Source organism: Rathayibacter sp. AY1F6 (assembly GCF_002932035.1).
Classification (GTDB): domain Bacteria; phylum Actinomycetota; class Actinomycetes; order Actinomycetales; family Microbacteriaceae; genus Rathayibacter.
In genome coordinates, this window is sequence record NZ_PSVD01000010.1 from 63047 (window position 1) to 82464 (window position 19418).

The window sequence follows — 19418 nt, forward strand, 5'->3', positions numbered from 1 at the left end:
GCCCTGCCGGCACCGCTCCTCCCCCGCTCACCCTCGAAAGGACTCCGTGCACTCCCGAACCACCGCCTCCACCGTCCTCCTGGGCGCTCTCGCGCTGGGCCTGGCCGCCTGCTCGACCGATGCCTCCGCGCCGGCCGCGGACGACACGGGCTCCGGCCACGGCGCCGTCGCGAACGCCGCCGAGCTCGCCGAGCCGCGCCTGGGGCTGACGTCGATCGACCCGTCGGGCGCCGTGTCGCACCTCGACCTCCTCGACGAGACGGTCACCGGCCTCGGCACCATCGGCGCACCGAGCGCGATGACGACCGACGGCCGCTACCTCTTCGCCCAGACCGATGCGGGCGTCGAGATCGTCGACAGCGGCGTGTGGACCTGGGACCACGTGGACCACTTCCACTACTACCGCGCGGACCCCCGCCTGATCGGCACGGTCGAGGGCTCCGGGACGGCCGTCGTCGCCACGACGAACCTCTCGACCACCGGCGGAACCGGACTCTTCTTCCCCGACTCCGGCGAGGCGGTCCTCCTCGACACCGAGGCGCTGTCGAAGGGGGCGATCGTCGAGCGGTTCCGGAAGGACGTCGAGCCCGGACCCGGGATGGTCGTGCCCGTCGGCTCGTCCGCACTGGTGACCGAGGGGTCCGGATCCGGAGCGGCCGTCGCCGGCTACGACTCGGACGGCGAGCCGACGGGTCTCCGCGAGGCCTGCCCCGACCCCGCCGGGACGATCACCACCCGCGTCGGCGCCGTCATCGGCTGCTCCGACGGCGCACTCCTGGCGTCGATCGAGGACGAGGAGCTCGTCGTCGAGCGGATCCCCTACCCCGCCGGCACCACCGCGCCACCCGCCGCCTCCTTCGACAACCGCGAGGGCCGCCCCACGGTCGCCGGCCTCGCCGGGGACGCGGGCATCTGGCTCCTCGACACCCGGGAGCGCTCCTGGAGCCTCCTCCCCTCTCCCGCCCCGCTGGCGCAGGTCACCGCGGTGGACGACGCGGACGAGACCGTCCTCGCCCTCGCCGCCGACGGCCGCGTGCTGGTTCTCGACGGCTCCGACGGTGCGGTCCTCTCCGAGACCGCGCCCCTCGTCGCGGACACGACCGCGGACGGCTCGCGGCCCGTCCTGATCGCCGACCAGCAGCGGGCCTACCTCAGCGCGCCCGCCGAGCGGAAGCTGCACGAGATCGACTACGCGGACGGCGCGCGCCTCGCCCGCACCTTCGAGACCGCCACCGAGCCGGCCTTCACGGCGGAGACGGGCCGATGAGGCGCCGCTGGGCCCTCGCGTCCGCCGCGGCGGTCCTGCTCCTGTCGGGCTGCACGTCCGCGGAGGAGGACGAGAGGCCCCTCGTCATCGTCTCCACCAACATCCTCGGCGACGTCGTGGGCGAGCTCGTCGGCGACGAGGCGCAGGTCGTCACGCTGATGAAGCCCGACGCCGACCCGCACTCCTTCGAGATCTCGGCGCAGGAGGCGGCGCGCCTGCGCTCCGCCGACCTCGTCGTCTCGAACGGGCTCGGACTCGAAGAGGGCCTGCAGCAGCACCTCGACGAGGCCTCCGGTGAGGACGTCCCCGCGTTCGTCGCCGGCGACGCCGTCGACGTCCTCGACTACAGCGAGGGCGACGCGGAGGGGAGCCCGGACTCGCACTTCTGGACGGACCCCGGCCGGATGATCGACGTCGTCGACTCCCTCGGGCCCGTGCTCGCCGCGCTCGACGGCGTCGATCCGGCCGCCGTCCGGGACCGGACGGCCGGCTACCGCGCCGAGCTCGAGCGGCTCGACTCCGAGATGGCCGCGGCGTTCGCCGCGATCCCCGCCGAGCGCCGCGCCCTCGTCACCAACCACCACGTCTTCGGGTACCTCGCCGACCGCTTCGACTTCGACGTCGTCGGCGCCGTCATCCCGGGAGGCACGACCCTCGCGGCGCCGTCCGCCTCCGACCTCGCCGATCTCGTCGACGCGGTCGAGCAGACCGGCGTCCCCACGATCTTCGCGGAGTCCTCGTCTCCCGACCGCCTGGTCCAGGCGCTCGCGAGCGAGGCCGACATCCGCGTGGAGGTGGTCGAGCTGTTCACGGAGTCCCTGACGGGGCCCGAGGGCGGCGCTCCCGACTACCTCGCCATGATGCGCGTCAACACGCAGCGCATCGCCACCGGGCTCTCCCCGTGAGCCCTCCGATCCACCACCAGGAAGAAGAAGCACCCATGCAGAATCCGCACGTCCGGCGGGCGGGCCTCGGCCTGATCGCCGCCTGCTCGATCACGGTCCTCGCGGCCTGCTCGTCGAGCTCGACCCCGGCCGCCGAGTCCTCGGCGTCCACCGCACCGGCCACCGAGGCCGCCGGCGCCCGCGTCGCCGTCGCCTACGAGGGCGGCATCCTCGTCCTCGACGGCGAGACCCTCGAGACCGTCGCGGACCTGGACTCCGAGGAGTTCACCCGCCTCAACCCCGCCGGCGACGACCGCCACGTCATGGTCACCATGAGCGAGGGGTTCCAGCTCCTCGACACCGCCGCCGGGACCGGCGGCGAGCCGGAGCTGACGGACATCGTCTTCCCCGCGGACACCCCGGGCCACGTCGTCCCGCACGCCGGGAAGACCGTCCTCTACGCCGACGGCACGAGCGACACGACCGTCCTCGAGACCGCCGACCTGGCGTCCTCGGACGGGATGCCCGAGACCGAGACCATCCCGGGAGTCGAGGCGCACCACGGCGTCTCGATCGTCCTCGAGGACGGCACCTTCCTCACCACGGTCGGTGATGCCGACGGGCGCACCGGCATCGAGGTGCGCGACGCCTCCGGCGCCGTGACGGCCACGAACGACCAGTGCCCCGGAGTCCACGGAGAGGGCACGGCCGAGAACGAGGTCGTCGTCTTCGGCTGCGAGAACGGCGCCCTGGTCTACGACGGCGGCGAGATCACGAAGCTCGAGGCGCCGGACCAGCCGTACGGCCGCATGGGCAACGCCTGGGTCAGCGAGACCAGCCCGATCATCGTCGGCGACTACAAGGACGACCGCGACGCCGAGGGCTACCTCCTGCACCGCGTGGCGCTGATCGACACGGAGGCGAAGACCCTCGACGTCGTCGACCTGCCCGAGGGCGTCGAGTACACCTTCCGCGGCGTCGCCCGCGGCCCCGACGACCTGGCGTACATGATCGCCTCGGACGGCGCGATCCACGTCCTCGACCCCGAGACCGGCGAGCTGACCGCCTCCTACCCCGTCGTCGACGCCTGGGAGAGCCCGGTCGAGTGGCAGGACCCGCACCCCGCGATCACGGTCGCCGGGGACATCGCCTACGTGACCGACCCGGCCGCTGACAGCATCCACGCCGTCGACCTCACCACGGGAGAGGTCGTCGCCACGGGCGAGCTCGACGTCACGCCGAACGAGATCGCCGTCGCCGCGAGCTGACCATCGGCACGGAGGAGGGGCGCGGGGCCGTGGGCTCCGCGCCCCTCCTGTTCACCTCGAGGGGCCAGGATCTCCGCATGACGACCGACTTCGATCTCGACCAGGTGGTGCGCGACGTGACCGCGAACGTGCGCAAGAAGTTCCCCGACCACTCCGAGGAGCAGGTCGCGCCGCTCGTGCGCGAGGAGCTCGCGGACCTGCAGGACCGGCCCGTGCAGGACTACCTGACGGTGCTCACGGAGCGAGCGGTCAAGCGCCGCCTCAAGCGCGAGGCGCGCGGGGAGTAGACCGGGTCAGGCGAGCGCCCGCTCGATCGACGCCCGCAGCGCCGGAGCCGGCCGGAGCGCGCCCGCCTCCTCCGCTTCGAGGAGCGCCTGCGCGTCCGCCGGGCTGTGCTCGCGGTACCAGCGGTCGACCGGGACGCCGTGCCCGGGCCGGCTCAGCACCTCGACGGCGTCGCCCGCCTCCACCGATCCGCGGTGCAGCACCCGCAGGTACGCGCCGGTGCGCCCCTCGTCGGCGAAGCGCTTCACCCACTGGGGCTCTCCGAGGGCCCGTTGGAACGTCGCGCACGGCGTCCGCGGCATCGTCACCTCGACCTCGACCGCCTCGCCGATCCGCCAGCGCTCGCCGATCACGGCTCCGCTCACGTCGAGGCCCGCGATCCGCAGGTTCTCGCCGAACATCCCCGCGGCCACCGGCCGCCCCAGGCGCTCCGCCCACCAGACCGCGTCCTCGTCGGAGTAGGCGTAGAGCGCCTTGTCGAAGCCGCCGTGGTGCGCGCGATCGGCCTGCACGTCGCCGTAGAGGCCCAGGTCGCGCACTCCGACGGGACCCTCGACCGGCCGCTTGTCGATCGCGGTCACGCCGACCGTGCCGGAGTCGGGCAGGAGGCGGGCGACGCGGCACACGGCGAGCAGGCGGGGCATGCCGCCATGGTGCCAGCACTAGGCTCGCCGCGTGCGCGACGCGACCGCTCCTCCCCGGCTCGACCCCCTCCTCCTCGACGGCCTCGCCGAGGGGTACGCCGGGGACACGGGCGCCCGGGAGCACGCCGAAGGACTGCGCTTCGCCGGCACCGACCTCACCGGCGCCGATCTCACCGCGGCCTCCTTCAGCGAGTGCGTGCTGGAGGGAGTGGTCCTGGACGGCGCCCAGCTGCGGGCCGCGTCGATCGCGGAGTCGCGGCTCGAGCGGCTGGACGTCCCCGGGCTCTCGGCGCCGCGGAGCCGGCTCCGATCCGTCGAGCTGCTCGCCTCGCGGCTGGGCTCGGCCGAGCTCTACGAGAGCACCTGGGAGCAGGTGCGCGTGGCCGACTGCAAGCTCGGCTACCTGAACCTCCGCGGAGCCGCGGTGCGCGACGTGCTGCTCGAGCGCTGCACGATCGACGAGCTCGACCTGGCGGGTGCGACCGGCACGCGGCTGCGCCTGGTCGACTGCGACGTCCGCTCCCTCGATCTCTCCCGGGCCCGGATCGAGCACCTCGATCTGCGCGGCGCCGAGCTGCACGTGCTCACCGGGCTGGACGGCCTCCGCGGCGCCACCCTCTCCGAGCTGCAGCTCAGCCTGCTGCTGCCGCTGTTCGCGGAGCACTTCGGGGTGCGGGTGGGCTGAGCCGCCGGTCCGCCTAGCGCCGGCGGGCGATCAGCCGCGTCAGAGCGCGGCGGCCGAGGAGGAACACGGCCAGCACGACGGCCGTCACGATCACGAAGCTCCACTGCACGCCCTGCCCGGAGGCGATCCGCAGGAGCATCCCGCCCGCGACGGTCACCGCCCAGACGACGAGCCCGGCGGGCACGATCCGGTCCGGGGAGCGCCACGAGCGCGTGACGACCCAGCCGAGCAGGAGCGCCGCCAGGAACGGCCAGAGCGTGGTGAGCAGGCCGATCAGCGCCGACCCCTCGTCGTGGCTCCCGCGGCCGATCAGCACGAAGACCAGGACGAGCACGGCGTCGAGGGCGAGGCCGAGGCCCGCGTGCCGGGTCATGCGGGCTCCGTCACGAAGTCGATGAGCTGCTCGACCCGGCCCAGCAGCGCCGGCTCCAGGTCCTGGAAGGTGCGCACCCGGCCGAGGATGCGCTGCCAGGCGCGCGCGATGTCGGCCTGCTCCTCGTGCGGCCAGCCGAGCGCCTCGCAGATCCCGTGCTTCCACTCGGTTCCGCGAGGGATCTCGGGCCAGCGCTCCAGGCCGATCCGGCCGGGCTTCACGGCCTGCCAGACGTCGATGTAGGGGTGGCCGACGACGAGGACGTGGGCGCCGTGCGGACCGGCGGCGACCTGCTCGGCGATCCGCGACTCCTTCGAGCCGCGCACCAGGTGGTCGACGAGCACGCCGATGCGGCGCCCCGGACCGGGCCGGAACTCGCGCACCAGCTCGTCGAGGTTGTCGACGCCCTCGATGTACTCGACGACGACGCCCTCGACCCGCAGGTCGTGGCCCCAGACCTTCTCGACCAGCTCGGCGTCGTGCCGGCCCTCGACGTAGATCCGGCTGGGCAGGGCGACCCGCGCCTTCGCGTCGGCGACGTGGAAGGAGCCGGAGGCGGAGCGCGCGCGACCGAGGCCGGCGTCGCGCTTCAGCCCGGGCGCCTTGAGCGACACGGGCTTCCCCTCGAGGAGGAACCCGGGCCCCAGCGGGAACACGCGGACCTTGCCGAACCGGTCCTCCAGCCGCACCATCCGCAGCTCCACTCCGAGCACGGCACCCACGAAGCCGGAGGCGACCTCCTCGACCACCAGATCGCGCTCGGCCTCGACCACCGCCACCTCGACCCTGCCGCGGGCGCGCCAGTCGCCGGCGAGCACGTCCTGCCCGTACCTGTCCTCGTCCATCGCACCGAGGGTAGCCGGAGGCGCGCGGGGCGCCGCGCGGACACGGCGCATGCACCTCTGCTTACATGAGCAGATGACCGAGGACCTCGAACCCGCCGCCGAGCTCTTCAAGGTGCTGTCCTCCTCCTCCCGGCTGCGCCTGCTCCGGGCCCTCGCCGAGGAGACGTCGACGGTCGGGCGGCTGGCCGAGGTGACCGGGCTCTCGCAGCCGCTGGTCTCGCAGCACCTGCGGATGCTCCGCACCGCCGGGCTGGTCGCGGTCGAGCGCGTGGGCCGCGAGGCGCACTACTCCGTCGCCGACACCCACGTCACGCACATCGTCGACGACGCTGTCCGGCACGCCCTGGAGGGGTGACCTCCGTCCCTGTCGGGAACGATGATCGCTCTCGATTAGGCGCATCCATTGCAATGCGTTTATGGATCTGGTCGACTGGAGCCCGTCGCGTCCGCGGCCCCCGCATCCGGAAAGGCAGCACCATGAGCACCACCGATCTCCACGCCGAGCACCCCGTCACCGAGCACGAGCACGGCGAGGGCTGCGGCCACCCGGCCGTGCAGCACGAGGACCACGTCGACTACGTCCACGGCACGCACCACCACGCCCTGCACGGCGACCACTACGACGAGCACGAGTCGGAGGCCGAGCACTCGACCGCCGACCACGAGCACGGCGACGCCTGCGGCCACGAGACCGTGCAGCACGACGACCACGTGGACTTCGTCCACGACGGCCACAAGCACGCCGCTCACGCCGGCCACCACGACGAGCACTGAGGCCGTGCGCGACGGGAGGGCTCGCACCCTCCCGTCGGCGCTCAGCCCTGACGGGCCTTGAAGCGCGGGTTCAGCTTGTTGATCAGGAAGACGCGGCCCCGGCGGCGGACCACCTGCGAGCCGGGCTGCGCCTTCATCGACCTGAGGGAGTTGCGGACCTTCACGGATGCTCCTGTCGTTAATGAGAACTGTTATCGATAGAGTAGCGGTCCATGGAGCCCCACCACCCCGCACCCCCCGTCCTCGCCGTCACCCTCGTCAGCGCGACCGACCCCCGGGACGCCGGGCGGACCGCCGCGCTCCTCGCCGGCAGGCCCGAGTCCCGGATCGCCTTCGAGGTCGATCCGCCCGGCGCCGACGGTCCCGCTCTCGCCGAGGAGCTCCACCGGCGCCTCGCGGCCGACGCCGACGACGGCCACCGCGGTCACACGGTCGTCGCCCTCGATGGCCAGGCCGACCCGCTCGAGATCGGACTCGTGCTCGAGCACCTCTGCGCGCAGCGGCATCCCGCCGACACCCGCATCGCGATCCTCGACGTGGTCGCCGTGACGTCGACGGAGGAGATCCTGCGCGTGCTCTGCGGCGGCGCGGGCCCCTCCTTCGACTCGGCGGAGCGCCTCGCCGCCCGCCTGGAGTTCTCGAGCCTCATCGCCCTCGCCGAGCCCCTCTCCGAGAGCGACCCCGAGCGGACCGCACTCGTCCGCGACCTCCTGCGAGCACTCGCCCCCACCGCCGATCTCCTCCCCGCCGGTGAGCTCCCGGCGGCGCCACGGAGGCTCCACCCCCGGCGCGCGCACGCGATCGCCTCCTCGATGGGCTGGCAGTGCGCCCTCTACGGGACCTCGCGGCGCCGCGCCTCGGGCACGACCGTCGAGGAGTTCGTGTTCCGCGATCCGCTGCCCTTCCACCCCGGCCGCCTGAGCACGGCGGTCCACGGGGAGCTGGTGGCGGAGAAGGTGGGCCGCATCCTCCGCTCCCGCGGCCTGGTGCGCCTGGCGACGCGCGCCGACCGGGTCGGCTCGTGGTCGGTCGCCGGCGACGTGCTGACGCTGGACCCGACCAGCCTGCTCAGCTGGGACGAGGACGCGCCTCTCGGCCAGGAGCTCGCCTTCTTCGGGACGGGCCTGGACACCGGGAGGCTGACCGCCGTCCTGCAGAGCTGCCTGCTCACCCCCGAGGAGCTGCTGGCCGGCCCCGCCGCCTGGGCGGAGTACGCGGACCCCTTCCCGCGCTGGGTGGACGAGCACCGGCACTGAGCCGGGCGTCCTTTGCCGCGCGGGGGTCCGAGCGCCGCCCGCCCGCGCCAGCCGACCGTGCGCCGGGAGTGTGACGCGCGGAGGCTCCCGCCGGGCGGCGGGTGGGTAGGCTGACCGGACAGCACGTGCTCCGGGGTCGGTGGGAATTCCGAACCGGCGGTCACAGTCCGCGAGCCGCAGCCCCTCGAGAGGGGCGGCGGTTGACCTGGTGGAACTCCAGGACCGACGGTGAAAGTCCGGAGGAGAGGCAGCACGAGCGTCGCGCATCACCGCGCGATGCTGAGCGACGGTGCCCGCGCACCGTCGATCGAGACCCCGGAGTTCGGCGACGAACGGAAGAACCGGGAATGACGATCGACTACGAGCACGCGATGCGCCGGGCGCTGGCGCTCGCCGAGCGCGGGCCCGCTCGCGGACCCAACCCGCGCGTGGGCTGCGTGATCCTCGCGCCCGACGGCACCGTCCTCGGCGAGGGCTGGCACCACGGAGCCGGCACCGCGCACGCCGAGGTCGATGCCCTGTCGCACGTCGCGCCGGGCGCCGCCGAGGGCGCGACGGCCGTCGTCTCGCTCGAGCCGTGCGACCACACCGGGCGCACGGGCCCCTGCAGCCGCGCCCTGATCGAGGCGGGCGTCTCCCGCGTCGTCTACGCCGTGCCGGACCCGGGCGAGCGCTCGGCCGGCGGCGGTCGCACCCTCCGCGAGGCCGGCGTCGAGGTGATCGAGGGCGTGCTCTCCGAGGAGGGAGAGCAGTTCCTCCACCCGTGGCTCACCGCGACCCGCCTGCACCGCCCCTTCGTCACGCTCAAGTGGGCCTCGACCCTCGACGGCCGCACCGCGGCGGCGGACGGCAGCAGCCGCTGGATCACCGGAGCGGCGGCCCGTCAGCGCGTGCACGAGCAGCGTGCCGCGCACGACGCGATCCTCGTCGGCACCGGGACCGTCCTCGCCGACGATCCCGCGCTCACCGCCCGCGGCGACGGAGGCGAGCTCCTCGCCCACCAGCCGGTGCCCGTCGTCGTCGGCACGCGCCCCGTGCCGCCGGGCGCCCGCCTGCACGAGCACCCCCGCGCCGTCGTGGTCGAGCGCACCCGCGACCTCGCCGCGGTCCTCGCGCACCTCTACTCCGCCGAGATCCGCAGCGTCTACGTCGAGGCCGGACCGACCCTCGCCTCCGCGCTCGTCGCCGCCGGACTGGTCGACGAGTACCTCGTGTTCCTCGCGCCCGCGCTCCTCGGGGGCCCCCGCCTCGCGCTCGGCGACCTCGGCGTGGAGAGCATCGGCGGGGCCCGGCGCCTCTCCCTCCGCTCGGTCGAGATCCTCGGCGACGACCTCCTCGTGACCGCGCGCCCCGACGTCCTCCCAGCGGGCGGTGCCGGCACCCCGGCCCGCCTCCCCCACGCCCTGCAGATGGAGACCCACTGATGTTCACCGGAATCATCGAGGAGAAGGGCGTCGTGACCGCCGTCGAGGCGGGCGCCGACGCGATCCGCCTCAGCATCCGCGGGCCGCTCGCCGTCGAGGGCGTGCGGCACGGCGATTCGATCGCGGTCTCGGGCGTCTGCCTCACCGTCGTCGAGCACACGGACGAGGGCTTCACCGCCGACGTCATGGCGCAGACCCTGCGGATGTCGACCCTCGACACCGTGGGTGTCGGCGACCCCGTGAACCTCGAGCGCGCCGCGCTGGTGGGCGACCGGCTCGGCGGCCACATCGTCCAGGGCCACATCGACGGCACGGCGACGCTGCTCGCGATCGCACCGGGCGAGGCCTGGCGGGTGCTGCGGTTCTCGCTGCCGACCGGCATCGCTCCGCTCGTCGTCGACAAGGGCTCGATCGCGGTCGACGGCGTCTCGCTGACCGTCTCGGCGATCAGCCCCGCCGCCGACCCGGAGCAGTGGTTCGAGGTCTCGCTGATCCCCGAGACGCTCGCCGTCACCACGCTGGGCGCGCGCGCGATCGGCGATCGGGTCAACATCGAGACCGACGTCCTGGCCCGCCACGTCGAGCGGATGCTCGCACTGCGCTCGATCGCGGAGGCCCGCTCATGAGCCTCGCCACCATCCCCGAGGCCGTCGAGGCGCTGCGCGCCGGGCGCCCGATCATCGTCGCGGACGACGAGGGCCGCGAGAACGAGGGCGACGTCATCGTCTCGGCCCAGCTCGCCAGCCAGGAGACGATCGCCTGGATGGTCCGCCACTCCTCCGGGTTCATCTGCGCGCCGATGACCAACGAGATCGCCGACCGCCTCGCCCTGCCGCTGATGGTGGTCGAGAACGAGGACCCGCGCGGCACCGCCTACACGCTGTCCGTCGACGCGGCCGACCGGCTCTCCACCGGCATCAGCGCCTCCGACCGCGCGCACACCCTCCGCGTGCTGGCCGACCCCGAGGCGACCCCCTCCCGCCTGAACCGCCCCGGCCACATCCTGCCGCTGCGCGCCGTCGACGGCGGCGTGCGCGAGCGCGACGGGCACACGGAGGCGGCGGTCGACCTGATGAAGCTCGCCGGCCTGTACCCCGTGGGCGCGATCTCCGAGATCGTCGCCGAGGACGGCGAGATGATGCGGCTGCCCGGGCTGATCGCTCTCGGCGAGCGCGAGGGCGTGCCGGTGACCACGGTCGCGGCCCTCATCGCGTACCTGCAGGAGTTCCACTGCGACGCGGAGGTGCCCGTCACGGTCGCGGTCCCGGAGAGCGCGCGCGTGAGCTTCGAGGTCGAGACCACGGTGCCGACCACCCACGGCCCGTTCCGCATCCGCGCCTACCGCGACCGGCAGACCGGAGCGGATCACGTCGCGATCCTCGCGGGAGAGGTCGCCGCGGGGCGGCCCGCCCTGGTGCGCGTGCACTCCGAGTGCCTGACCGGCGAGGCGTTCGGCTCGCTGAAGTGCGAGTGCGGGCCCCAGCTCGACGCCGCCCTCGACACGATCCAGCGGGACGGCGGCGTCGTCGTCTACCTCCGCGGGCACGAGGGCCGGGGCATCGGCCTGATCAACAAGCTGCGCGCCTACCGCCTGCAGGAGGACGGCCTCGACACCCTCGACGCGAACCTCGCCCTCGGGCTCCCCGCCGACGCGCGGGACTACGGAGCGGCGGTCGGGATCCTCGAGGACCTCGGCCTCACCGAGGTGCGCCTGCTCACCAACAACCCCGAGAAGGTCCGCCAGCTCACCGACCGCGGCATCGTCGTCGCCGAGCGCGTGCCGCTCGTCGTCGGGGTCGGCGCCTTCAACGAGGGCTACCTCGAGACCAAGCGCGACCGCATGGGCCACACCCTCGACAGCGTCCTCGACCACGACCCCCTCGACGCCGGGATCTCCGGCCTCGCCCTCGACGCCGGGATCGCCGGCGCCACCACGAAGGAGTAGCAATGGCCGGTAGCGGCGCCCCCACCACCTCCCCTCTCGACGGCGCGGGACTGCGCGTCGTCGTCATCGCGGGGACCTGGCACGAGCAGATCAGCGACGGTCTGATCGCCGGAGCGGGCCGAGCCCTCGACGAGGCCGGAGCGTCCTGGTCGCTCGTGCGCGTGCCCGGCTCGTTCGAGCTGCCCGTCGCCTCGAAGGCGGCCCTGGAGGCGGGGGCCGACGCGGTCGTCGCCCTCGGCGTGATCATCCGCGGCGGCACCCCGCACTTCGAGTACGTCTCGGACGCCGCCACCTCCGGGCTCACCACCGTCTCGATCCTGACGGGCAAGCCGGTCGGCTTCGGCGTGCTCACCCTCGACACCGAGCAGCAGGGCATCGATCGCGCGGGCCTTCCCGGCTCGAAGGAGGACAAGGGGCGCGAGGCGGCCGAGGCGGCGGTCTCGACCGCTCTGCTCCTCCGCTCGCTGCGCAGCTGAACCACTGCGGGCGGCCCCCGTCCTGGGGCCGCCCGCACACGAACCTGGGAGAACACGGAGTAAAGTGGTCGGGTCGTCACGAGCGACCCCTCTCTCCTCCCCCTCGCCCCAGCGGTCCGCGACGCCCGATCGACGCCCCGCCCCGCCGGCTCAGGGGGAGTCGCCGTCCACACGGAGCCCCTCCCTCATGTCCTCTCCCGCCGTCTCCGACGCGCCAGCAGCCGCCCCGCAGAACTCCCGCGGCCGCGTCATCCTCGCCAGCCTCATCGGCACCTCGATCGAGTTCTACGACTTCTACGCCTACGCGACCGCCGCCGTCCTGGTCTTCCCGTCGCTCTTCTTCGTCAACGAGGACCCGGCCACGGCCCTCCTCGCCTCCTTCGCCGTCTTCGGCGTCGCATTCATCGCGCGCCCGATCGGGTCGATCATCTTCGGCCACTTCGGCGACCGCGTCGGCCGCAAGGGCACCCTCGTCGCCTCGCTGCTCACCATGGGCGTCGCGACCTTCCTGATCGGCTGCCTGCCCACCGCGCTCACGCCCGGCTGGGAGTTCCTCGCTCCGTTCCTGCTCGTCGTGATGCGCTTCTGCCAGGGCCTCGGCCTCGGCGGCGAGTGGTCCGGAGCCGCGCTGCTCGCGACCGAGAACGCACCGGCCGGCAAGCGCGCCATCTACGGCACCTTCCCGCAGCTGGGCGCACCGATCGGCTTCATCGTCGCCAACGTCCTGTTCCTGGTGCTCGCGAGCACGATGAGCGACGAGACGTTCGCGGCCTGGGGCTGGCGCGTGCCGTTCCTGGCGAGCGCCGTGCTCGTGATCATCGGGCTCTACGTGCGGTTCAAGCTCGTCGAGACGCCCGCGTTCCAGAAGGTCGTCGAGAAGGGCGAGGTCGCCAAGCTGCCCCTCGCCCGCGTCTTCGTCACCAGCTGGCGCCCGCTCATCCTGGGCACCTTCATCATGCTGGCGACCTACGTGCTCTTCTACCTCATGACCACGTTCACGCTGACCTACGGCACCTCGCCCGTCGACGGCGCGGTTCCGGGCCTCGGCTACACGCGCAACGACTTCCTCGTCATGCTGATCGTCGGCGTCGTGTTCTTCGGGATCTTCACGCTCGTCTCCGGCCCGCTCGCGGAGCGCTTCGGCCGCCGGCGCACGCTGCTCGTGGTGACCGCGGCGATCCTCGTCTTCGGCCTGCTCTTCGTGCCCCTGTTCAGCGCCGGCTTCGCGGGCGTCATGGCGGTCCTGATCCTCGGCTTCACGCTGATGGGCCTGACCTTCGGCCCGATGGGCGCCGTCCTCCCCGAGCTGTTCCCGACCAACGTCCGCTACACCGGCTCGGCGATGGCGTACAACCTCGCATCGATCCTCGGAGCGGCCCTCGCGCCGATCATCGCGGTCGCGCTGTGGAGGGCGGCGGGCGGCAGCACCGTGCTGGTCGGCCTCTACCTCAGCGCCGCGGCCGTGCTGACGCTGATCGCGCTCCTGCTCTCCAAGGAGACGAAGAACGCGTCGTACCACGACAACGTCTCGTAGGACTCCCTGCAGAGGACGGCCCGACGGGATCCCCCGGCGGGCCGTCCGCGTCTCCGCTCCCTCCCTGAGCACCGGGCCCGCCCTCTGGCGGCCTGCTCGCAGCGACGACGGGGCAGAATGGACGGCGATGAGCACCACCACCTCCCGGCGCGGCGGACGACGACCCTCCCGCGACGACGGACCCCGCGCCTCCTTCTCGCAGCTCGTGCCCTACCTGCTCGAGCACCGCGGCATCCTCTCGGTCGTCGTGGTCCTCAGTCTGTTCGGAGCGGCGGCGAGCCTCGGCCAGCCCCTGCTCGTCGGCCAGGTCATCACCCGGGTCCAGTCCGGTCTCGATCTCGGCCCGCTCGTGTGGGCCCTCGTCGGCCTGGTCGTGGCCTCCGGGCTCATCTCGGGCTTCGCGCACTACCTGCTCCAGCGCACCGGCGAGGGGATCGTGCTCTCGAGCCGCCGCCGCCTCGTCGCACGGCTGTTGCGCCTCCCCATCCGGGAGTTCGACGCGCGCCGCACCGGCGACCTCGTCTCGCGCGTCGGCTCCGACTCCACGCTCCTGCGCGCGGTGCTGACCCAGGGGCTCGTCGACTCGATCGCGGGCTCCCTCGTCTTCGTCGGCGCGATCATCGCGATGGCCGTCATCGACTGGGTGCTGCTGCTGATCATCGTGGCGGTGGTGGCGGTGGCCCTCGGGCTCGCGCTGACCCTCGGCCGCGGCATCCGCACCGCCAGCCGCAAGGCGCAGGAGAAGGTCGGCGATCTGGCCGCGGCCGTCGAGCGCGCCATCAGCGCCGTCCGGACGATCCGTGCCGCCGGAGCCACCGATCGCGAGATCGCGGTCGTCGACCAGCACGCGACGGAGGCGTACCGCCTCGGGATCCGCGTCGCGCACGTCTCGGCCCTCGTGGTGCCGGTGGCGGGGATCGCCATGCAGGTCGCCTTCCTCGCCGTCCTCGGCGTCGGCGGCTACCGCGTCGCGTCCGGCGCGATCGACATCGCCCAGCTGGTCTCGTTCATCCTCTTCCTCTTCATGATGGTGATGCCGCTCGGCAACTTCATCGGCGCCATCACCTCGGTGAACTCGGCGCTGGGCGCCCTCGGCCGCATCCAGGAGATCATCGACCTGCCGATCGAGGGCGACGGCGACGCCTCCGCGGGCGGCCTCGGCGCCGGCGTGGCGGAGGAGGCCATCTCCTTCGAGGACGTGGTGTTCTCCTACGAGGAGGGCGCCGTGCCCGACGCGGCGGCCGTAGCGGACGAGCGCGACCGCACCGTCCTGCGCGGCGTCTCCTTCACCGTGCCGCGCGGCAAGCGCACCGCCCTGGTCGGGCCGTCGGGAGCGGGCAAGAGCACGATCCTCGCCCTCATCGAGCGGTTCTACGACCCGGAGGCCGGCGTCGTCCGACTCGGCGGTGTCGACCTCACGGCCATCGACCGCGACGCGCTCCGCGCGCAGATCGGCTACGTCGAGCAGGACGCCCCGGTCCTGGCCGGCACCATCCGCGAGAACCTCGTCCTCGGCCGCCCCGACGCCGACGACGCCGACTGCCTCCGGGTGCTCGAGGCGGTGAACCTGACCGACGTGCTCGAGCGCAACCCGCTCGGCCTGCACGCGCCGGTGGGCGAGAGCGGAGTGATGCTCTCGGGCGGTGAGCGTCAGCGCCTTGCGATCGGCCGCGCGCTCCTGGCGGCCCCGCCGATCCTGCTGCTGGACGAGTCCACGTCGAGCCTCGACGGACTCAACGAGCAGCGCCTGCGCCTGGCGATCGACGCGGTCGCCGAGAACCGGACCCTGCTGGTGATCGCGCACCGCCTGTCGACGGTGGTCGATTCCGACCGCATCGTCGTGCTGCAGAAGGGCGAGGTCGTGGGAGTCGGCACCCACTCCGAGCTCGTCGAATCGACGCCGCTCTACCGGGACCTCGCCAAGCACCAGCTGCTCGTCTGACGGACGCCGCAGCGGCGTCTCGCGACCGCCGCCGCCTCATGCCGGTCGACCAGCCGCGCAGCGGCGTGTCGAGACGCCCGCACGTCTCGACCGGCAGCCTGCGCCCGCTCGTCCCTCAGCGCGGCGGCAGCCGCAGAGCCCCGTCGAGCCGGATGGTCTCGCCGTTGATCATGGGGTTCTCGACGATGTGCCGCACCAGGGCCGCGAACTCCTCGGGGCGTCCGAGGCGAGCCGGATGCGGCGTCGCCGAGCCGAGCGCCTCGCGGGCCCTGTCCGGCAGCCCGGCGAGCAGGGGCGTGTCGAACGTGCCCGGTGCGATCGACACCACGCGCACGAGCCGGGCCGCGAGCTCGCGCGCGAGCGGCAGGGTCATCGCCGCCACGGCTCCCTTCGACGCGGCGTAGGCCGCCTGTCCGATCTGCCCCTCGAAGGCGGCGACGGAGGCGGTCGTGACCAGGACTCCCCGCTCCCCGTCGACCGGCTCCCGCTCGGCGATCGACGCCGCGGCGAGGCGCAGCACGTTGAGCGTCCCGGTCGTGTTGATCCGCAGCACCCGCTCGAACTGCTCGAGCGGCAGCGGCCCGTCGCGTCCGAGCAGCCGCCCGGGTGTGGCCACGCCCGCACAGCTCACGGCGACGCGCAGCTCCCCCGCCGCCTCCACGGCGCGCGAGACGGCGTCCGGATCGAGGACGTCCCCGGCGATCAGCTGCACGGAGGCGGGCAGACGCGCGGCCTCCACCGCGTGCGGCAGATCGAGCACGACCACGCGCGCTCCTGCGGCGTCGAGCGCCGTCGCCGTCGCGGCTCCCAGTCCGGATGCTCCCCCCGCGATCAGCGCGGACGTCCCCTCGAGTCGCACGGTCAACCCGCCGGAGCGGGGGTGGAGTCGGCGTCGGGATCGTCGGTCGGCTCGCTGCCGGGCTCCCCCGTCGGATCACTGCTCGGCTCTCCGGACGCGAGCGCCTGCGCCGAGCAGTCGGTCAGGGTGGCGTCGTAGGCGTCACGGGCGCGCTGCGCCGCCAGGCGGACCTCCTCCTCCGCGAGCGGGCTCGCGAGCGGCGGCCGGTCGCTCAGGCCGTAGCGGGCGAGGCAGTCGCTGATCAGGCGGGTCATGCGCGCGCCGCTCTCGGGATCGGCTGTGCCGGTGGGCGCCGGGGCGGCGGTCGCGACGGAGCCGGAGTCGCGGACGGACCCGTCCGGCACCTCCGCGGCGGGACCGGAGCAGGCGGTGAGGCTCAGTGCGAGCGCGACTCCGACGAGCAGCGCGACGGGCGGGCGGAGCGTCGTGCGCAGGAGCATGGACGACCTCGTTCGTGACGGCTGCGGGCAGGAGTGCGGCCACGGTAGCGCAGTCGATGCTTCCGGCGAGCGCTGGGCGCGCTCTCACGTCTCAGTGGCACCCCCAACGGGGCACAGGCGCGCCTCTCAGGAGGGCTCGGCGAGCGCCCACATCGCGACCGCCGACGCCGCAGCGACGTTGAGCGAGTCGATCCCGTGCCGCATCGGGATCTGGACGGCGACATCGGCGGCGGCGAGCGCGTCGGCGGTGAGACCCTGCCCCTCGGTGCCGAGCACGAGGGCGACGCGCTCCGGAGCGCGGGCGGCGAAGTCCCGCAGGGGCACCGCCTCCGGGGTCAGAGCCATCGCCGCGATCGTGAAGCCCGCTCCGTGCAGGAGCCGCTGCGTCGACGGCCAGTCGCCGACGCGCGTCCAGGGCACCTGGAGGACCGTTCCCATGCTCACGCGGATGGCGCGGCGGTAGTACGGATCGGAGCAGCGCGGCGTCACCAGCACGGCATCGGCTCCGATGGCCCCGACCGAGCGGAAGATCGCGCCGACGTTCGTCGGGTCGACCACGCCCTCGAGCACGACGACGCGGCGCGCTCCCGCGAGCAGGCCGGCCGGGTCGGGCAGCACGGGCCGGTCCATCGCCGCGATCAGGCCGCGGTGCAGGGTGTAGCCGGTGAGCTCGGCCAGGAGCTCACCCGGGCCTGTGAAGACGGGGACGTCGAAGCGGCCGACCAGGCGCTCGGCCTCCGCCGCCGACCCGCCGAGGGCGAGCACCGAGCGCGGCCGGTGCCCGGCGGCGATCGCGCGCTCGAGCACGAGCGCCGACTCCGCGATGTACAGGCCGTGCGGGCCGCGGGCGTTCTTCAGCGCGACGTCGGTCGCGTGCGCGTAGTCGCGCAGCCGCGGATCGTCGAGCGCGGCGACCTCGATCCGCTCCACCGGATCAGGCGAAGGGGTCGGGGGTGAGCGTGTACTTGGTGCTGAGGTACTCGTGGATCCCCTCGAGTCCGCCCTCGCGGCCGAGGCCCGACTGCTTCACCCCGCCGAAGGGCGCCGCCGCGTTCGACACCACGCCGACGTTGAGGCCCATCATCCCGGTGGCGAGCCGCTCGATCATCCGCTGACCGCGGGCGAGGTCGCGAGTGAAGACGTAGGACACCAGTCCGTACTCGGTGTCGTTGGCGAGCGCGACGGCGTCGTCCTCGTCGGTGAACGGCACGATCGCGAGGACCGGACCGAAGATCTCGGTGCGCAGGATCTCGCTCTCCCGGTCGACCCCCGCGAGCACGGTCGGCCGGTAGAAGTGGCCGGCCCCCTCGATCCGATCGCCGCCGGTGAGCAGGCGCGCGCCGCGGGAGACGGCGTCCTCCACCAGCGCGGACGCCTTCTCGACCGCGCGCTCGTCGATCAGCGGGCCGATGGTCACTCCGTCCTCGGTGCCGCGGCCGACGCGCAGAGCGCGCACGCGCCCCACGATCCGCGCCGCGAACTCCTCGGCGATCGACTCGTGCACGAAGAAGCGGTTGGCGGCCGTGCAGGCCTGGCCGATGTTGCGGAACTTCGCGAGCATCGCGCCCTCGACCGCCCGGTCGAGGTCGGCGTCCTCGAACACGACGAAGGGCGCGTTGCCGCCCAGCTCCATCGAGGTCCGCAGCACGTTCTCGGAGGCCTGCTTCAGCAGCGTGCGCCCGACGGGCGTGGAGCCGGTGAAGGACACCTTCCGCAGGCGGGGATCCGACAGGATCGGAGCCGACACGGCTCCCGCCGAGGACGTGGTGACCACGTTGAGCACGCCGTCGGGGAGCCCCGCCTCGGCGAGCAGCGCCGCGAAGGCGAGCGTGGTGAGCGGAGTGAGCTCGGCCGGCTTCACGACGACGGTGCAGCCCGCCGCCAGCGCCGGAGCGATCTTCCGCGTCGCCATCGCGAGCGGGAAGTTCCAGGGCGTGATGAGGTAGCAGGTGCCCACCGGGTGCTGCGAGACGATCATCCGGCCGCTGCCCTCGGGCGAGACTCCGTAGCGTCCGCTGATGCGCACCGCCTCCTCGCTGAACCAGCGGAGGAATTCGCCGCCGTACACGACCTCGCCCCTCGCCTCCGCGACCGGCTTGCCCATCTCGAGCGCCATCAGGAGCGCGAACTCCTCGGTGCGCTCCTGCAGGAGGTCGAACGCCCGCCGGAGGATCTCGCCCCGCTTCCGCGGCGCCGTCGCGGCCCACGACGGACCGGCGGCGACGGCGGCGTCGAGCGCCCGGACCCCGTCCTCCGGAGTCGCGTCGGCGATCGAGACCAGGACCGCTCCGGTGGCCGGGTCCTCGACGTCGATCGAGCCGCCGCCTGAGGCGTCCACCCACTCACCGCCGATCAGCAGCTGCGTGGGGATGCGGGCGAGCAGAGCGGTCTCGGCGGCGCGGGACGCGACGGAATCAGTCACAGGAGGGAACCACTTCTTCGGATCGGAGCGCGCAGACCGCGCCAGGAGGAGCTTCTCGTCCTCCCAGTGTAGGACGGTCGATCGCTCCGGGGGCG

Annotated in this window: 22 protein-coding genes and 1 riboswitch; of the genes, 14 read left to right on the forward strand and 8 right to left on the reverse strand. The window is 73.5% G+C overall.

Annotated elements, in window-relative coordinates; all coding sequences use genetic code 11:
- The first annotated feature begins 46 nt into the window (after positions 1-46).
- The 4 genes from C5C44_RS10200 to C5C44_RS10215 all read left to right on the forward strand — a co-directional run bounded on the left by C5C44_RS10200 (position 47) and on the right by C5C44_RS10215 (position 3706).
- On the forward strand, positions 47-1267 hold the full coding sequence (locus tag C5C44_RS10200) for an ABC transporter (protein ID WP_104335797.1): 1221 nt from the start codon (positions 47-49) through the stop codon (positions 1265-1267).
- On the forward strand, positions 1264-2172 hold the full coding sequence (aztC, locus tag C5C44_RS10205; RefSeq protein ID WP_104250617.1) for a zinc ABC transporter substrate-binding protein AztC: 909 nt from the start codon (positions 1264-1266) through the stop codon (positions 2170-2172). The genes C5C44_RS10200 and aztC overlap by 4 nt, the downstream gene beginning before the upstream one ends.
- 35 nt (positions 2173-2207) lie before the next feature.
- Complete coding sequence (gene aztD, locus C5C44_RS10210; protein ID WP_104335798.1) at positions 2208-3419, forward strand: zinc metallochaperone AztD; 1212 nt, start codon at positions 2208-2210, stop codon at positions 3417-3419.
- Between the two features lie 77 nt (positions 3420-3496).
- Positions 3497-3706, forward strand: a complete 210-nt coding sequence (locus C5C44_RS10215; protein WP_104262881.1) for a three-helix bundle dimerization domain-containing protein — start codon at positions 3497-3499, stop codon at positions 3704-3706.
- A gap of 6 nt (positions 3707-3712) precedes the next feature.
- On the opposite strand, the gene C5C44_RS10220 is transcribed toward C5C44_RS10215, so the two are convergent.
- Positions 3713-4348: an MOSC domain-containing protein gene (locus C5C44_RS10220; RefSeq protein ID WP_104335799.1), complete on the reverse strand. Its 636-nt coding sequence runs from the start codon at positions 4346-4348 to the stop codon at positions 3713-3715.
- Between the two features lie 31 nt (positions 4349-4379).
- Between C5C44_RS10220 and C5C44_RS10225 the strand changes: the two genes are divergently transcribed.
- Positions 4380-5033: a pentapeptide repeat-containing protein gene (locus C5C44_RS10225; protein ID WP_104233714.1), complete on the forward strand. Its 654-nt coding sequence runs from the start codon at positions 4380-4382 to the stop codon at positions 5031-5033.
- Positions 5034-5046: 13 nt separating this feature from the next.
- Here C5C44_RS10225 and C5C44_RS10230 read toward each other — a convergent pair whose 3' ends face one another.
- A complete protein-coding gene (locus C5C44_RS10230) occupies positions 5047-5406 on the reverse strand; it encodes a DUF3054 domain-containing protein (RefSeq protein WP_104233715.1) in 360 nt (119 codons plus the stop codon).
- Positions 5403-6251: a DUF3097 domain-containing protein gene (locus C5C44_RS10235; protein ID WP_104226898.1), complete on the reverse strand. Its 849-nt coding sequence runs from the start codon at positions 6249-6251 to the stop codon at positions 5403-5405. Before C5C44_RS10235 ends, C5C44_RS10230 begins: the two co-directional genes overlap by 4 nt.
- 73 nt (positions 6252-6324) lie before the next feature.
- On the opposite strand from C5C44_RS10235, the gene C5C44_RS10240 reads away from it, so the two are divergent.
- Together C5C44_RS10240 and C5C44_RS10245 are read left to right on the forward strand one after the other, a co-directional pair.
- A complete protein-coding gene (locus C5C44_RS10240) occupies positions 6325-6606 on the forward strand; it encodes a helix-turn-helix transcriptional regulator (protein WP_104222235.1) in 282 nt (93 codons plus the stop codon).
- A 122-nt stretch (positions 6607-6728) separates the two neighbouring features.
- A complete protein-coding gene (locus C5C44_RS10245) occupies positions 6729-7025 on the forward strand; it encodes a hypothetical protein (RefSeq protein ID WP_104335800.1) in 297 nt (98 codons plus the stop codon).
- Positions 7026-7066: 41 nt separating this feature from the next.
- Here the strand turns inward: C5C44_RS10245 and ykgO are convergent, their stop codons facing one another.
- Complete coding sequence (ykgO, locus tag C5C44_RS10250) at positions 7067-7189, reverse strand: type B 50S ribosomal protein L36 (RefSeq protein ID WP_104222231.1); 123 nt, start codon at positions 7187-7189, stop codon at positions 7067-7069.
- Positions 7190-7237: 48 nt separating this feature from the next.
- Here ykgO and C5C44_RS10255 point away from each other — a divergent pair, with 48 nt between their 5' ends.
- The 7 genes from C5C44_RS10255 (at position 7238) to C5C44_RS10285 (ending at position 15602) form a co-directional block, all read left to right on the forward strand.
- Positions 7238-8281: a GTP-binding protein gene (locus C5C44_RS10255; RefSeq protein ID WP_104335801.1), complete on the forward strand. Its 1044-nt coding sequence runs from the start codon at positions 7238-7240 to the stop codon at positions 8279-8281.
- A 123-nt stretch (positions 8282-8404) separates the two neighbouring features.
- Positions 8405-8537, forward strand: a riboswitch (FMN riboswitch).
- 91 nt (positions 8538-8628) lie between these two features.
- Positions 8629-9705, forward strand: a complete 1077-nt coding sequence (gene ribD, locus C5C44_RS10260) for a bifunctional diaminohydroxyphosphoribosylaminopyrimidine deaminase/5-amino-6-(5-phosphoribosylamino)uracil reductase RibD (RefSeq protein WP_258062141.1) — start codon at positions 8629-8631, stop codon at positions 9703-9705.
- A complete protein-coding gene (locus C5C44_RS10265; RefSeq protein ID WP_104222227.1) occupies positions 9705-10331 on the forward strand; it encodes a riboflavin synthase in 627 nt (208 codons plus the stop codon). The genes ribD and C5C44_RS10265 overlap by 1 nt, the downstream gene beginning before the upstream one ends.
- Complete coding sequence (gene ribA, locus C5C44_RS10270; RefSeq protein WP_104222225.1) at positions 10328-11650, forward strand: GTP cyclohydrolase II; 1323 nt, start codon at positions 10328-10330, stop codon at positions 11648-11650. The genes C5C44_RS10265 and ribA overlap by 4 nt, the downstream gene beginning before the upstream one ends.
- Positions 11651-11652: 2 nt before the next feature.
- Entirely contained in the window at positions 11653-12126 is a 474-nt protein-coding gene (ribH, locus tag C5C44_RS10275) for a 6,7-dimethyl-8-ribityllumazine synthase (RefSeq protein ID WP_104222223.1), read from the forward strand.
- A gap of 187 nt (positions 12127-12313) precedes the next feature.
- Positions 12314-13660 (forward strand): MFS transporter, encoded by a 1347-nt coding sequence (locus C5C44_RS10280; protein ID WP_104222221.1) that lies wholly within the window; start codon positions 12314-12316, stop codon positions 13658-13660.
- Positions 13661-13787: 127 nt separating this feature from the next.
- Positions 13788-15602, forward strand: coding sequence for an ABC transporter ATP-binding protein (locus C5C44_RS10285; protein ID WP_104222219.1), 1815 nt, complete (start codon positions 13788-13790; stop codon positions 15600-15602).
- Between the two features lie 115 nt (positions 15603-15717).
- On the opposite strand, the gene C5C44_RS10290 is transcribed toward C5C44_RS10285, so the two are convergent.
- From C5C44_RS10290 to C5C44_RS10305, 4 genes are all read right to left on the reverse strand, one after another.
- Entirely contained in the window at positions 15718-16461 is a 744-nt protein-coding gene (locus C5C44_RS10290) for an SDR family NAD(P)-dependent oxidoreductase (RefSeq protein WP_104335815.1), read from the reverse strand.
- Positions 16462-16463: 2 nt separating this feature from the next.
- Positions 16464-16901: a hypothetical protein gene (locus C5C44_RS10295; RefSeq protein ID WP_104313966.1), complete on the reverse strand. Its 438-nt coding sequence runs from the start codon at positions 16899-16901 to the stop codon at positions 16464-16466.
- Between the two features lie 126 nt (positions 16902-17027).
- Positions 17028-17831: an RNA methyltransferase gene (locus tag C5C44_RS10300; protein ID WP_104335802.1), complete on the reverse strand. Its 804-nt coding sequence runs from the start codon at positions 17829-17831 to the stop codon at positions 17028-17030.
- A gap of 4 nt (positions 17832-17835) precedes the next feature.
- Complete coding sequence (locus tag C5C44_RS10305; RefSeq protein ID WP_104222211.1) at positions 17836-19323, reverse strand: NAD-dependent succinate-semialdehyde dehydrogenase; 1488 nt, start codon at positions 19321-19323, stop codon at positions 17836-17838.
- Positions 19324-19418 lie beyond the last annotated feature (95 nt).

Coding starts and splice junctions, on each gene's coding strand:
- aztC (WP_104250617.1), top strand. CDS start 1,264: ATGAGGCGCCGCTGGGCCCTCGCGTCCGCCGCGGCGGTCCTGCTCCTG.
- aztD (WP_104335798.1), top strand. CDS start 2,208: ATGCAGAATCCGCACGTCCGGCGGGCGGGCCTCGGCCTGATCGCCGCC.
- C5C44_RS10215 (WP_104262881.1), top strand. CDS start 3,497: ATGACGACCGACTTCGATCTCGACCAGGTGGTGCGCGACGTGACCGCG.
- C5C44_RS10220 (WP_104335799.1), bottom strand. CDS start 4,348: ATGCCCCGCCTGCTCGCCGTGTGCCGCGTCGCCCGCCTCCTGCCCGAC.
- C5C44_RS10230 (WP_104233715.1), bottom strand. CDS start 5,406: ATGACCCGGCACGCGGGCCTCGGCCTCGCCCTCGACGCCGTGCTCGTC.
- C5C44_RS10235 (WP_104226898.1), bottom strand. CDS start 6,251: ATGGACGAGGACAGGTACGGGCAGGACGTGCTCGCCGGCGACTGGCGC.
- C5C44_RS10240 (WP_104222235.1), top strand. CDS start 6,325: ATGACCGAGGACCTCGAACCCGCCGCCGAGCTCTTCAAGGTGCTGTCC.
- C5C44_RS10245 (WP_104335800.1), top strand. CDS start 6,729: ATGAGCACCACCGATCTCCACGCCGAGCACCCCGTCACCGAGCACGAG.
- C5C44_RS10255 (WP_104335801.1), top strand. CDS start 7,238: ATGGAGCCCCACCACCCCGCACCCCCCGTCCTCGCCGTCACCCTCGTC.
- ribD (WP_258062141.1), top strand. CDS start 8,629: ATGACGATCGACTACGAGCACGCGATGCGCCGGGCGCTGGCGCTCGCC.
- C5C44_RS10265 (WP_104222227.1), top strand. CDS start 9,705: ATGTTCACCGGAATCATCGAGGAGAAGGGCGTCGTGACCGCCGTCGAG.
- ribA (WP_104222225.1), top strand. CDS start 10,328: ATGAGCCTCGCCACCATCCCCGAGGCCGTCGAGGCGCTGCGCGCCGGG.
- ribH (WP_104222223.1), top strand. CDS start 11,653: ATGGCCGGTAGCGGCGCCCCCACCACCTCCCCTCTCGACGGCGCGGGA.
- C5C44_RS10280 (WP_104222221.1), top strand. CDS start 12,314: ATGTCCTCTCCCGCCGTCTCCGACGCGCCAGCAGCCGCCCCGCAGAAC.
- C5C44_RS10285 (WP_104222219.1), top strand. CDS start 13,788: ATGAGCACCACCACCTCCCGGCGCGGCGGACGACGACCCTCCCGCGAC.
- C5C44_RS10295 (WP_104313966.1), bottom strand. CDS start 16,901: ATGCTCCTGCGCACGACGCTCCGCCCGCCCGTCGCGCTGCTCGTCGGA.